The sequence below is a fragment of the Hydrogenophaga sp. GW456-12-10-14-TSB4 genome, from assembly GCF_059424305.1.
Window position 1 is genome coordinate 100,988 of sequence record NZ_JBWKZH010000004.1, and the last position, 13,217, is coordinate 114,204.

At 65.0% G+C, this 13,217-nt stretch carries 13 protein-coding genes; 7 read left to right on the forward strand and 6 right to left on the reverse strand.

Features of this window, described 5'->3' with window-relative positions; all coding sequences use genetic code 11:
* The first annotated feature begins 11 nt into the window (after positions 1-11).
* A complete protein-coding gene (locus tag AC07ZS_RS03550) occupies positions 12-398 on the forward strand; it encodes a hypothetical protein (protein WP_494797253.1) in 387 nt (128 codons plus the stop codon).
* Here the strand turns inward: AC07ZS_RS03550 and AC07ZS_RS03555 are convergent.
* Together AC07ZS_RS03555 and AC07ZS_RS03560 are read right to left on the reverse strand one after the other, a co-directional pair.
* Positions 362-1,720, reverse strand: a complete 1,359-nt coding sequence (locus tag AC07ZS_RS03555; RefSeq protein ID WP_494797254.1) for a tyrosine-type recombinase/integrase — start codon at positions 1,718-1,720, stop codon at positions 362-364. The two genes, AC07ZS_RS03550 and AC07ZS_RS03555, sit on opposite strands and share 37 nt — an antisense overlap.
* Before the next feature lie 211 nt (positions 1,721-1,931).
* Positions 1,932-2,855 carry a YicC/YloC family endoribonuclease gene (locus AC07ZS_RS03560; RefSeq protein ID WP_494797255.1) on the reverse strand — a complete coding sequence of 308 codons (924 nt, stop codon included), beginning with the start codon at positions 2,853-2,855 and terminating at the stop codon, positions 1,932-1,934.
* Positions 2,856-2,915: 60 nt separating this feature from the next.
* Between AC07ZS_RS03560 and AC07ZS_RS03565 the strand changes: the two genes are divergently transcribed.
* The 5 genes from AC07ZS_RS03565 (at position 2,916) to hemW (ending at position 7,461) form a co-directional block, all read left to right on the forward strand.
* A complete protein-coding gene (locus tag AC07ZS_RS03565; protein WP_066268004.1) occupies positions 2,916-3,923 on the forward strand; it encodes a serine/threonine protein kinase in 1,008 nt (335 codons plus the stop codon).
* Positions 3,920-4,819: a PP2C family protein-serine/threonine phosphatase gene (locus AC07ZS_RS03570; RefSeq protein WP_494797256.1), complete on the forward strand. Its 900-nt coding sequence runs from the start codon at positions 3,920-3,922 to the stop codon at positions 4,817-4,819. Before AC07ZS_RS03565 ends, AC07ZS_RS03570 begins: the two co-directional genes overlap by 4 nt.
* A gap of 67 nt (positions 4,820-4,886) precedes the next feature.
* Complete coding sequence (gene rph / locus AC07ZS_RS03575; RefSeq protein WP_494797311.1) at positions 4,887-5,567, forward strand: ribonuclease PH; 681 nt, start codon at positions 4,887-4,889, stop codon at positions 5,565-5,567.
* The gene (rdgB, locus tag AC07ZS_RS03580; protein WP_494797257.1) at positions 5,564-6,187 is read left to right on the forward strand and encodes an RdgB/HAM1 family non-canonical purine NTP pyrophosphatase; all 624 of its coding nucleotides are present in this window, start codon (positions 5,564-5,566) and stop codon (positions 6,185-6,187) included. Before rph ends, rdgB begins: the two co-directional genes overlap by 4 nt.
* 20 nt (positions 6,188-6,207) lie before the next feature.
* The gene (gene hemW / locus AC07ZS_RS03585) at positions 6,208-7,461 is read left to right on the forward strand and encodes a radical SAM family heme chaperone HemW (RefSeq protein ID WP_494797312.1); all 1,254 of its coding nucleotides are present in this window, start codon (positions 6,208-6,210) and stop codon (positions 7,459-7,461) included.
* A 15-nt stretch (positions 7,462-7,476) separates the two neighbouring features.
* Here hemW and AC07ZS_RS03590 read toward each other — a convergent pair whose 3' ends face one another.
* Both AC07ZS_RS03590 and AC07ZS_RS03595 read right to left on the reverse strand, forming a co-directional pair.
* Positions 7,477-8,874, reverse strand: a complete 1,398-nt coding sequence (locus AC07ZS_RS03590; protein ID WP_494797258.1) for a heavy metal sensor histidine kinase — start codon at positions 8,872-8,874, stop codon at positions 7,477-7,479.
* Entirely contained in the window at positions 8,871-9,554 is a 684-nt protein-coding gene (locus AC07ZS_RS03595; RefSeq protein WP_494797259.1) for a heavy metal response regulator transcription factor, read from the reverse strand. The genes AC07ZS_RS03590 and AC07ZS_RS03595 overlap by 4 nt, the downstream gene beginning before the upstream one ends.
* A gap of 227 nt (positions 9,555-9,781) precedes the next feature.
* Between AC07ZS_RS03595 and AC07ZS_RS03600 the strand changes: the two genes are divergently transcribed.
* On the forward strand, positions 9,782-10,240 hold the full coding sequence (locus tag AC07ZS_RS03600) for a DUF4148 domain-containing protein (protein ID WP_494797260.1): 459 nt from the start codon (positions 9,782-9,784) through the stop codon (positions 10,238-10,240).
* Positions 10,241-10,402: 162 nt separating this feature from the next.
* Here the strand turns inward: AC07ZS_RS03600 and AC07ZS_RS03605 are convergent, their stop codons facing one another.
* Positions 10,403-11,728 carry a hypothetical protein gene (locus AC07ZS_RS03605; protein ID WP_494797261.1) on the reverse strand — a complete coding sequence of 442 codons (1,326 nt, stop codon included), beginning with the start codon at positions 11,726-11,728 and terminating at the stop codon, positions 10,403-10,405.
* Between the two features lie 3 nt (positions 11,729-11,731).
* Positions 11,732-13,078 (reverse strand): lipopolysaccharide biosynthesis protein, encoded by a 1,347-nt coding sequence (locus AC07ZS_RS03610; protein WP_494797262.1) that lies wholly within the window; start codon positions 13,076-13,078, stop codon positions 11,732-11,734.
* Positions 13,079-13,217: the final 139 nt, after the last annotated feature.

A 13,217-nucleotide genomic window follows, 5' to 3' on the forward strand; every position in this document is an offset into this window, starting at 1 on the left:
GGGCCGACACCATGAAGAACGACCAAGACCTGATCGGAGGCACCGTCCTCGTGGGCTCGACCATCCTTTTCTACATCGTTGGCGGCTGGGTGGTCTCGGCGCAGCTCGCCTGTCCGGCCTTGATTTCGATCTGTTGTCTCAACCAGCGAAGAGTTTTTGATGACGACGACTACAACAAGCAACTGACCCAGGACCTGATGGCCAATCTGGCTCGGCTGCGCAAGGGCGTGCCGCAGGGGGGCTGCTCCTGGCGATGCGAGCGGAGCCGCGCTTGCCGGCACGGTTGCTCCCCGGCAGAGCTGTGCTTTGCGGTCGAAGTGCGACCGCTTCGACAGGCGCATGTGAGGCCGCCGCCTGTCGGCTATTCGTTGGCTGCCGCTCTCATCACGAAAGCATGAGGCAGCTGTCTCGGGGCGTAGATGAGCGGGCCCTCCTCAGTATTCCGCTTGGCTGCCTCGACGGCATCCGTTGGGAAGTGGACCGGCTGCCCCCTGCTGATCGCGCCGAGCATCTCGCCCCAGCGATGCAGTGCCTTCCTCCTCTCGACGAAGTAGTCGTGCTTGTCGTAGACCGCCTGCCTGCCAGGCAACTTGTGGTTCAGCGCCCGCTCCGCGACGAAGGGATCGACGCCGAGTGCGCTCAACTGGGTCCTGGCGGTGCGCCGCATGTCATGTACCGTGAAGTGCTCGATGTCATCCATGGGCAGCCTTTTCAGCGCGACGTTGAGGGTGTCCGGGCTGATGTGTTCAAAGCGGTTCTTGCAAGGAACCCCGTTTCTCTTGCGAATGAGACGACGCGCGGGGAACAGGTGCGGGTTCCCGCACGCGAAGAGGACCACTTCCTTGAGCCATTCGACCACTTGCAGCGACAGCGGGATCTCGATATACGACTTGGTCTTGGTCCGGTTGGGAAGCAGTCGCCACACACCTCGTGCGAGGTCGAAGTCCGTGACCCTGGCGGACAGCAGTTCCATCTTTCGAACGCAGAGCGCCAGCAGAAGCCAGACCGCCAATTCGTTGATGCGGCCGAAGTTCGGCGTCTCCCGCATGTCCCGTCCAAGCGCCATCAGCTCCTCGTAGCTCAGGAAGCGGTCCCGGGGCGCTTCGGTACCTCCTGCGTCCGACAGGTCGAAGCCCGCGACCGGGTTCGCGTCCGTCCATTTGCGCTTGGCCGCGTAGTGGAACATGCGGAACATGTAGCGCATCGCATCGTTGGCCACGGTCGGCGCGCCCGCATCGACGATTTTGCCGAGAACCGCATCGATGTGATGGGGTCGTACCTCATCGATGGCGAGCTTGCCGATCACTGGATAGATGTGGCGGCGCAGCACGCGCTCGACAACCTGCGGGTGCTTGATCTTCGCGAGGATGTGCCGCTCGTACCAGACCTGGCCCAGCCCCTTGACGTCCTCCATCTGCAGGGCTTTGAGCTTCTCCTGGCGCTTCTGGGCGTTGACGTCGATCCCTTGCTGGATCAGCGCCCGGTCGCGACGGGCAAGCTCCCGCGCGTCTTTGAGAGAGATGTCCGGGTAGCGCCCCAGCACCTTCTCGTGTCGCCGTGTGGCGATGCGGTATCGAAGGATCCAGCTTGCTTGTCCCTGGCGCGCGGCTGACTCTTTCGCGAAGAAGATCAGTCCGCCTCCGATCCCCTTGTCCACGGACCCGGCGCTTAGCCAAGCTCGCAGCGTTCTATCTGAAACATTTTGTGTAAACCCAGTCATGGTGCGGCCTCCAGCAGTGTGTGGCGGGTTCGTGATCTGGAGGGTCGCGAAAGATGGATTCGGCATTCCGAACCCGCCAACGAACCCGCCAAAAAACCCGCCAGAAAGCATGCGCCTGTCTGGGATGGTGTGCTACCGCTTGGGAGAGCTTTCCATTGAAAATCAACGACTTAGAGCGTCGTTTCAGGGTGGCATAGGCCCCCCTGAAACCCTACTCAATGTTCTGGACCTGCTCGCGCATCTGCTCGATGAGCACTTTCATGTCCACCGAGATGCGGGTGAGTTCGAGGTTGGACGACTTCGAGCCCAGGGTGTTGGCTTCGCGGTGCAGTTCCTGGATCAGGAAATCCAGCCGTTTGCCGATCTCGGCGCCCTTTTTCAACAGGCGCTCGATCTCGGTCAAGTGGGAATCGAGGCGGGTGAGTTCTTCGGCGACGTCGATGCGGATGGCGAAGGCGGTGGCCTCGGTCAGGGCGCGGTCCTGCGCCATCTCGGAGGTGATGGTGCTGCCCTGCGCCGTGGCCGACGCACCGGCACCCAGGGCCTCGTTCCAGCGGTCGATGAAGCGCTGGCGTTGCTGCGCGACGAGCTGGGGGATCAGCGGCTGTGCGTCCTTGGCGAGCCGGCGCAGCTGGCCCAGGCGGTCGAGCAGCATGGCGGCCAGGCGCTTGCCTTCACGCTCCCGGGCGTCGGTCAGCCCGTCGAGTGCGGTTTGGGTCACGGCCACGAAGGTTTCGGTCAAATCGCCCGGGTTGCTCTGTTGCCGCGAGGTGAGCTGCAGCACGTCGGCCACCGACAGGGGCGAGGCCGTGGGCAGCCAGGCGCGCACATTGTCCTGCAGGCCCACGAGCTTCTGCAGGTCGAGCGCGCTGGGCGTGCGGGGAACCGTGTCGGAGCGGCCTTCGATCCAGGCCCGCACCTCCACCTTGCCGCGCTTGAGGCGCCCGCCCAGGAGTTCGCGCAGCGCGGGTTCGGTCGCGCGCAGGTCGTCCGGGAGTTTGAAGGTGAGGTCGAGAAAGCGGCTGTTGACGGAGCGGATTTCGACGCCCACACCGGCCTGTGACTCGGCGCTGGCCGGGGCCGCGGACCCGCCCGAGTGGGCCGTGGCGTAGCCGGTCATGCTGTAAACTGCCATTGAACTTTGCCCATCAGGGTGAGTGGTCCAAAACGAGGCGTTCCGGAAACCATCCGAATTATGTCAAAGGTCAAGCCCGCACCGCTGCCGCCGGACACCGTGATCGGTGGATACCGCATTGTCCGCAAGCTGGCGGCCGGCGGTTTTGGCGTGGTGTATCTGGCCGTCGACACGGAAGGCCAGCAGGTCGCCGTCAAGGAATACCTGCCTTCGTCGCTGGCCTCGCGCGGCCCCGGCGAGTTGCTGCCGCAGGTGCAGCCGGAGAAGCTCTCGCTCTACCGGCTGGGCCTCAAGAGTTTCTTTGAAGAAGGCCGGGCCCTGGCCCAGATCTCCCACCAGTCGGTGGTGAGCGTGCTCAACTTCTTCCGCGAGAACGAAACCGTCTACATGGTCATGAACTTCCTGGAGGGCGCATCCCTGCAGGAGTTCATCATCACGGCGCGCGAACTCAAGAAGCAGAAGGTGTTCCGCGAATCGACCATCCGCTCGCTGTACGACGAGGTGCTGCGCGGCCTGCGCATCGTGCACCAGCACAAGATGCTGCACCTGGACATCAAGCCGGCCAACATCTTCGTGACCGACGACAACCGCTCGGTGCTGATCGACTTCGGCGCGGCCCGCGAGGTGCTGAGCAAGGAAGGCAACTTCATTCGCCCGATGTACACGCCCGGCTTTGCCGCGCCCGAGATGTACCGGCGCGATTCCTCCATGGGCCCGTGGACCGACATCTACGCGATCGGCGCCTGCATCTACGCCAGCATGCAGGGCTACCCGCCCAACGATGCCCCCCAGCGGCTGGAGAAAGACCGCCTCTCGCTGGCGCTCTCGCGCCTGCGCGGCGTGTATTCCGACAACCTCATCGAGGTGGTCGAGTGGTGCATGTCGCTGGACCCGCTGTCGCGTCCGCAATCGGTGTTCGCGCTGCAAAAAGAGCTGAGCCGCGAGACCGAACGCAGCTACACCAAACTTACCGTGGCCGAGAAGATGCGGCTGCAGTTCGACAACATCGTGTCGGACAACAAGAAGTCCCTGCGCAAATCCACCAACGCCGCGACCAAGTTTCGATGAAGTTTTCGGTCTACCAGATCAGCCGCCAAGGGGGCCGGGAGCGCAACGAAGACCGAATGGGCTATGCCTACACCCGGGAGTCGGGCCTGTTCGTGCTGGCCGACGGCATGGGCGGCCACCCCGAAGGTGCGATGGCGGCGCAGCTCGCGCTGCAGACCTTTTCGGCCTACTTCCAGAAAGCCGCCAACCCCACGGTGCGGGAAGTGCCGGAGTTCCTCTCCAGCGCCCTGATGGCGGCGCACCACCAGATCATCCGTTACGCCGCTGAAAAAGGCATGCTCGACACCCCGCGCACCACGCTGGTGGCGGCCGTGATGGAGCGCAACCACGTGCACTGGGTGCACTGCGGCGACTCGCGCCTGTACGTCGTGCGCCACGGCGAGATGCTCACGCGCACGCGCGACCACTCCTACATGGAGCAGCAGCAGCACCTGGGCCGCGCCACCGATCACATCAACCGCAACATCCTCTTCACCTGCCTGGGCTCACCCGCCAAGCCGGTGTTCGACCTCTCCGGCCCGGTTCACCTGATGCAGGGCGACCGCGTGCTGCTGTGCTCGGACGGCTTGTGGGGCACGGTCAGCGACGAGGAGATCACGGCCGAGCTGTCCAAGCGGCCGCTGGAGCAGGCCGTGCCCGAGCTGGTGGAGATGGCGCTCAAGCGCGGCGGCCCGCGCTGCGACAATGTGACCGTGCTGGCGATGGAGTGGGAGACGGCGGACGAATTCCAGTCCACCCGCGTCTCCACCGAAGACATCGACGACGGCGTGTTTGCCTCCACCATCCAGTCGGGCATTCCCGACCCTTCCATCGAAGACATGGACGACGCGGCGATCGAACGCTCGATCGCCGAAATCAATGCCGCGATCCGCCGCACGGCCGAACGCAATTCCTGAACTCCCGAGGTTTCCCATGAGCGATATGACCCGACCCGGCCAACGGGCCGCCGATGCGTTGCGCCCGGTGCGCATCACCCGCCACTACACCATGCACGCCGAAGGCTCGGTGCTGATCGAGTTCGGCAACACCAAGGTGCTGTGCACCGCCTCGGTGGAAGAAAAAGTGCCGTCGCACAAACGCGGCAGCGGCGAAGGCTGGCTGACGGCCGAGTACGGCATGCTGCCGCGCGCCACCCACACCCGCAGCGACCGCGAAGCCGCCAAGGGCAAGCAGAGTGGGCGCACGCAGGAGATCCAGCGCCTGATCGGCCGTTCGCTGCGCGCCGTGTTCGACCTGAAGGCCCTGGGTGAGCGCACCATTTCGCTGGACTGCGACGTGATCCAGGCCGACGGCGGCACGCGCACCGCGAGCATCACCGGCGCCTACGTGGCCGCGCACGACGCGGTGGCCAAGCTGATGGCGCAAGGCAAGCTCCCCGTGTCACCGATCCGCGACCAGGTGGCCGCGATCTCGGTCGGCATCCTGCGCGGCAAGCCGCTGCTCGATCTGGAGTACGTGGAAGACGCGGCCTGCGACACCGACATGAACGTCGTCATGACCGGCGCCGGGCACTTCGTGGAAGTGCAGGGCACGGCCGAGGGCGCGGCCTTCACGCGCAGCGAAATGAACGAGTTGCTGGCGCTGGCCGAAAAAGGCATCGCCGACCTCGTGGCGGCGCAGCGCGAAGCGCTGGGTCTGGCATGAAGCTGGTGCTGGCGTCCAACAACCCCGGCAAGCTCGCCGAGCTGCAGGCCTTGTTCGCGCCGCTGGGCGTGGAGCTGGTGTGCCAGGCAGACCTGAACATCCCGGAGGCGCCCGAGCCGCACCGCACCTTCATCGAGAACGCGCTGGCCAAGGCGCGCCATGCGGCGCGCGAGAGCGGCCTGCCCGCGCTCGCCGATGACGCCGGCCTGTGCGTCGAAGCCTTCGGCGGCCTGCCCGGCGTGGACACCGCCTACTACGCCACGCAATTCGGCTATGCCAAGGGCGACGGCAACAACGTGCGCGCGCTGCTCGAACAGATGGCGAGCGTGACCGACCGCCGCGCTGCGCTCGTCAGCACGCTGGTGGCCCTGCGCAGCGCCGACGATCCCGAACCGCTCGTGGCCAGCGGCCGCGCGCCCGGGCTGATCACGCAGCAGCCGATCGGCGACAAGGGCTTTGGCTTCGATCCCGTGATGTACCTGCCCGAATTCGGCCAGACCTTCGCGCAGCTGCCCACCGAGGTGAAGAACGCGAACAGCCACCGGGGCCGCGCGGCGCGGCAGATGCTCGAACTGATGCGCGAGCGCTGGTTCTCGCCCGCGCCCTCGGAAACACCATGAGCGAACCCACCGGCGTGCCGATGTCCTGGCCCGGCGGCCAGCCGGCCGCCGCAGGGCAGGCCGACCCGGCCTGGAATGACGTGCGCCACTGGATGCGCCCGGGCACGCTGCAGTTGCAGAGCCTGCCCCCACTGTCGCTCTACATCCACCTGCCCTGGTGCCTGAAGAAGTGCCCCTACTGCGACTTCAACTCGCACGAATGGAGCGCCACCGCCGCGCCCGGCGAGGCGCTGCCGGAAACCGCCTACCTCGAGGCCCTGCGCGCCGACCTCGCGGCCTCGCTGCCGCTGATCTGGGGCCGCACGGTGCACAGCGTGTTCATTGGCGGCGGCACGCCCAGCCTGTTCTCGCCCGCCGCCATCGACCGGCTGCTGGGCGACGTGCGCGCGATGCTGCGGCTGGAGGCCGACGCGGAGATCACGCTGGAAGCCAACCCGGGCACCTTCGAGAAGGACCGTTTCCGCGCCTTCCGCGATGCGGGGGTGACGCGCCTGTCGATCGGCGTGCAGAGTTTTAACGACGCCCACCTCAAGGCGCTGGGCCGCGTGCACGATCGGGCGCAGGCCCTGGCTGCGGTGGAAGAGGCCGCGCAGGCCTTCGACACCTTCAACCTCGACCTCATGTACGCGCTGCCGGGGCAGACGCTGGCCGATTGCGAGGCCGACGTGCGCACCGCGCTCTCGTTCGCGCCGCCGCACATCTCCATCTACCACCTCACGCTCGAGCCCAACACCTACTTCGCCAAGTACCCGCCTGCGTTGCCGCCGGAGGACGAGGCCTGGGACATGCTGGACCGCATCACCGAACTCACCGCCGAAGCCGGCATGCGGCGCTACGAGGTCTCGGCCTACGCGCGCGAGGGGCACCAGTGCTGGCACAACCTCAACTACTGGCAGTTCGGCGACTACCTGGGCATCGGCGCCGGTGCGCACAGCAAGCTCAGCTTCGCGCACCGCGTGGCCCGGCCGGTGCGCGTGCGCGAACCACGCCTGTACATGGAGCGGGCCCTCGTGGGCAACGCGGTGGTGAGCGCCGACGAGGTCTCGCGCAAGGCCTTGCCGTTCGAGTTCATGCTCAACGCCTTGCGGCTCAAGGACGGCTTCACGCTGCTGCAGTTCATGGAGCGCACGGGTCTGCCGCTCTCCAGCATCGCGCCGGCGCTGGCGCAGGCGGAACAGAAAGGGCTGATCGCGCGCGACGCCACCCGGGTGTGGCCGACCGAGCGCGGTTTTGATTTCCTGAGCGACCTGCAGGAACTGTTCCTGGCGGACTGAGCCGCCGGCCGGGGCTCAGGCGTTGGCCGGGTTCGTCTGCAGGCTGAAGCCCACGCGCGTGACGCCGCCGCTGGATTCGGCCGCCGGGAAACCGTCGTGCATGCGCGCGATAGCCGCCACGATGGACAGGCCCAGGCCATGGTGCGGTTTTTCCATCTCGCAGCGCGCGGCGTCGGCGCGGAAGAAGCGGTCGAACAGGCGCGGCAGGTGCGAGGGCTCGATCGACGGCCCGGTGTTCTCCACCCACAGACGGGCGCCGCTGGCCGACTCGGGCGCGATGCGCACGCGCAGTGCTGAACCGGGGTCGGCGTAACGGATCGCGTTGCCCAGCAGGTTGGAGAGGGCCCGCTTGATCAGTGGCGCGTCCACCGACAGGTGGGCATCGCCCTCGATGGTCACGCGCAGCCCGCGCTCTTCCATCGGGGCTTCGTGGAACTCCACCACCTGCTGCACCAGCTCGGCCAGGCTCACCGGTGCGCTGCGCCGTGCCTTCACACCCCGGTCGGCCTGCGCGAGGAACAGCATGTCGTTGACGATGGCCGCCATGCGCTGCAGCTCTTCCAGGTTGGAGTGCAGCGTTTCCTCCAGCTCGGGCACGCTGCGCTCGCGGCTGAGCGCCACCTCGGTCTGGCCGATCAGGTTGGCCAGGGGCGTGCGCAGTTCGTGCGCCACGTCGGCGTTGAAGCCCTCGAGCTGCACATAGGTGCGCTCGACGCGGTGCATCAGGCCGTTGAACTGGTCGATCACGGGCTGCAGTTCTTCGGCGGGTTCGTCCAGGGCGATTCGCTGGCCCAGGCGCCGCGCGTCGATGGCCTTGGTCTGGGCCGCGAGGTCCAGCAGGGGGCGCAGGCTGCAGCGCACGCGCCAGAACGTGCCCCAGCCCACCAGGGCGCCGCCGGCCAGCACGGCACCGATCAGCAGCAAGGCCATGCGCCGGGCGGTCTTGGCGTCCTGCGAGCAGTCCAGCACCACCTTGCCTTGCAGCAGCGTGCCCGCTGCGGTCGGCACGGTGAAGTCCATGCCCCGGGCGGTGGACTGGGTGACGTCGAAGGTCGGCGACGCATCGCGGTAGAGCTCGCTGCCGTCGGCGCGGTGCAGTTGCAGGAAGGTGCCCGGGCGGCGCTCGGCCAGCCAGGCCATCTTGGTCTTGACCTCCGCCTCGCCGCCCTTCGCGTAGGCTTCACGGGCCACGTCCGTCAGCACGGCACTGACGTTGCGCAGCTCTTCCTCGTGCTTGGCGATGAAGAGCATCGAGGTGGCGCCGTAGATGAAGGCCAGCAGCACGCCCAGCCCGATCACGGTCTGCACCGCCAGCAGCAGCGAGAGCCGCCGGCCGATGGAATAGGTGCAGGGGGTGGCGGCGGGTTTGTCGCCGCCCAGGGCCGGGGCAGCGTCCAGCACGGTCGTGTTCATGTGCGTTCCTCCAGCACGTAGCCCATGCCGCGCACGTTGTGCAGCAGCTTGGGTTTGAAAGGGTCGTCCATCTTGGAGCGCAGGCGGCGCACCGCCACTTCCACCACGTTGGTGTCGGAGTCGAAATTCATGTCCCACACCTGCTCGGCGATGGTCGTGCGCGAGAGGATCTGCCCCTTGCGGCGCGCCAGCAGTGCCAGCAGCGAGAACTCCTTGGCCGTGAGGTCCAGCCGCTGGCCGGCGCGCCAGGCCTTGCGGCTGATCAGGTCCATCTCGAGGTCGCACACGGCCATGCGGGTGTTGGCGGCTTCGGCGACGGCGGCCGGGCCCCGGCGCAGCAGCGCGGCCACGCGGGCCAGCAGCTCGGAGAATGCAAAAGGCTTGACGAGGTAGTCGTCCGCACCGGCCTGCAGGCCTTGCACCCGGTCTTCCACGCGGTCGCGCGCGGTGAGCATCAGCACCGGCGTGTTGCGCTTCTCGCGCAAGGCCGAGAGCACGCCGAAACCATCGATGCCGGGCAGCATGATGTCCAGCACCAGCAGCTGGTAGTCGCCTTCCAGCGCGAGGTAGCGGCCCTGGATGCCGTCGCTGGCGACGTCCACGGTGTAACCGGCCTCGGAGAGACCCCGCTTGACGTAGTCCGCCAGCTTGGATTCGTCTTCAATGACCAGCACGCGCATGGAATGGGCTCGGTGACCGGGTGGAGGAACAAGGCCGGCAAAAGGCCTTCGTGGGACATCAGATTGTCACGGAATTGCCCGTTTTGCTGCATTACGAATCGGTAATTCTCGCGTTCTGAAAATGACAGACCCGGTTTTTACAGTCTCTCCTGTGCCGAAACCAAGGCGGCACAAACCTCCATCCAAACCTCCATCCATCCCTTCAACTCTCCGCTCAAGGAACGATCATGAAACTCTCGACCCGCGTCCTCATTCCCCTCATGCTGACTGCCGTGGCCGGTGCCGCCATGGCCCAGAGCGCGCCGCTGACCCGCGCCGACGTGCAAGCCCAGGCCATCGCGGCCCGCGACGCCGGCCAGCTCGGCGACAAGAACGTGGTGACCTACCGTGCGCCCGTCAGCAAGACCGTGTCGACGCTGACCCGTGCCGAAGTGCAAGCCCAGGCCATCGCCGCCCGCGACGCCGGCCACTTCGACCACATGGACACGCAACCGCTGATCGTGCCGACCGGCGTTGCCAAGACCCGCGCACAAGTGGTGGCCGAAACCGCCGAAGCCCAGCGCCTGGGCCTGCTCAACGTGAGCGACACCGACTACCCGAAGATCGCCACGCCGGAACAGGCCGAACTGGTTCGCCAGGCTGGTCTGCGCGCGATCGGTGGCACGACCGTCAGCCTGGGTCAATGATGACGGCCCGCCTGGCGGGGTGAACCAGCTGACCCAACTGACCGGCTGGAACACTCCGCCAGGGGGGAGGTCTTTTTGAAGATCGGATGCAGCCATGCCTGCTCAAAAAACAGGGGCCTCTCAGGGCCCCTGTGCCTTTTGGGTGGTGCCCATGCGCAAGTTTCATGCGCGGACGTTGACGGGCATGTTCCGGTGCCAAGAGACGCCAAGCAGGCGATCCAGGCCGACAATCAGCAGTGGAACCATTGCCAATCCGTAGGTGAGCAAGGCGGTTTGCAGCGCGATCTGATTCAGGAAGAACACATTCATCGCCATGACAGCGAAGTAGGTGGTGCGCAGCGCTGGCTCGCGAATTCTCTGGTTGAGCCAGTCCAGCCCCCACAGAAAAAGCCAGCCCGATAGGATGTAGACGAAAAGGCCCGCCCAGCCAAACGCTGCGTAGCCACCCAGAAAGAACACGCCGGGATTGCTCCCGCTGTCAGGTCCCAGTGTGGTTCTGGCGACCTCAATGTCCGGCAGACGCACGGGAATGTCGCTCAATTGGGCCACGAGGGCGATGCCGCTCCATCCGGTAAATGGCTGTAGATCCGGGTAGACGAAAAAGTACCGGACGATGATGGAGTACGGCTCCGACCAGATTCTTTCAATGGCCAGGTTCAGGGGCAGAACCGCCCCATTGATGACCGACGACTGGTATTGCGCCGCGTACAGCAGGATCAGCAGGGTGATGGCCATGCAAGCGGCCACCATGGACATGATGGAGATCCAGCGCAAGTCCAGTAGCCGCGGAAATTTGGCGGCCATCAGCAGGGCGAAGTAACCGGCGAAGAAGAACACCGGGAGCTTGGACAGCGAGGCGGGCAAGGCCACGTAGAAGACCAGCGCCACCATCCCGGCGGCGATAGCGCGTTGCCGCGTGAGCAGCGGGTAGATCATGAGGCAGAAAAGGATGGGCAGCACCGTGAATCGGGCCCTGCCCAGCGCCCCTTCGATGAGCCACGAATGGGCGTACCGGAGGTTGCGCAGGAAGCGGTAGTCGCTGCCTTCGAACTGGAAGGTGAAGAACCTGAGGATGTTGAGCTTGAAGTCGCGGAACTCAGGATCGAGCAGCAATGCCACGAAGATCAACACCGACAGCGCTGAGGCGCCCCACGCCAGGTCGGTCAATCGGCGGGATGGTGTCGACAAGGCCATGTCGGTGGGCAGGTTCTGACCAGGGCTTTCGACACTGCGCCGCAGAATCATCACCAGCGAACCCACGAGAAGCATCGCAACCATGGCCAGCTCTGCCTTCTTGATCGCCGGGTCCGGAAAATGCAGCGCGTTCAGGCTCGTTTCACCGGACGGGTTGAAAAGAAAGCCGGGGACAAAGATGATCAGGAACGAGAGGGTGAAGAAATCACTGATCTCTGCGGTTTTGCCAGTCCGGGATCTGAGCCATGCGGCCATGAACAAGGCAACGGTGGCGATTTTCAGCGCGATCATCATGACTCAGGCCACTTTTTCTGCGCGAAGCATCAGGTCGTAGAGACCCACGCTGAAAAAGACGAAGAACAGAAACGCATTGGCGATCAACACGGAAATGGCGACCGCCATCGCCCGCCAGTCCTGCACGAGTCCCAGCGCGATCGGCAGGATCAGCAGCAGTGCCGCCATGTGGGCGTAGCCGTAGAGCTTTTCACGATCGCACATCAGGGTGAGATTGCTCCATGGCAGGGAGAGCGCGAACATCGTCTGCGAAAAGGCGATGAGGCTGAAGACGTGGGCGGACGCTCGATAGTCTTCTCCGTACAGCTGGCTCATGAGGTTCGCCGGGGCGATCAGCATCAGGGCTGCCAGCGGCAGCACACCCGCGCACACGACAAACGTTTGCGTGACCATCTCGCGGCGCAACAGGGACGTGTTGTTCGAAGAAAACGCTTTGCTCAGGTGGGGCGAAAACACCGGAATCAGTACCACCGGTGCCAGCATCAGCAGGCCGGTGATTCGCTGTGCGGAGTTGTAGTAGGCGAATTCGACGGCGGGCGCCAGTGTGGCCAGCGTGAGGGTGTCCAGGCGATCCAGGATCGCTCTTCCACCAAATCCCAGCAAGGAATGCCCCCCGGTTCGCAGCCATTCCCTTGTCTGGAAAACCGGCTTCCCGGGTTTCAGATAGGGGCGGAGCGCCTGGATGACCGCAGGGATCTGAAGCACACAAGCCAAAGACAATCCCAGAAGGAACAGCAGGATGGCTGCGTCTGCGTGCGCAGGTCGGATCAACCACAAGGCGCAGGATGCGAACAGGAAGGGCACGGATTCCGCGGCGAATATGCCGAATGCGGGCGTGCCCAGCGCCACCAGATACTCCCTCATCAGGGCGTTGACGGCGTAGACCATCGTGACAAGCGCCGCGACGCTGTAGATGGTCGTCATGTGCTCCCCCATGAAGACGGGGGCCATGGCCACGCAGCAACTGGTCAGGAAGATGGCCGCGATCGGTATTTGCAGGGAGCGGATGACAAAACCCTTGAGCAGGGCGGGTGGTAGTTCCGATCGCCGGGAAATTTCCTTCCGGATCAGGTTCAGCCAGCCCAGTGTGCCCAGTTGAATCAGAAGCTGGGGCAGGGTGATGGCATAGATGAAGCTTGCATTGTCCGCAGGGGAGAACAGCCGCGCGGACAGGATGAACAAGGCCAGCGAGAAGAAGCGCCCCGAGAGGACACTGAAGGCCGTTCTGAAAAGACTGACCAGTCGACGCGCGACATACTCCAACGCAGAACGGTGCTCTTCAAGCGCATGGGCCATGCGAGACGAAGCGACACGGAAAACACGGGCGATGACAATCGTGTCGCCCTTCAACCTTAGCTGCATTGTTGGCAGACCTCCCTGGAGCCATCGTGAGAGCCCAGGCCGGATCCGCACGATCAACTTAGGTGCATATCATCATTCGAGATGCGGAGGTCTGATCAAAAAGTACAAAAATTTACTTACAGTCTCG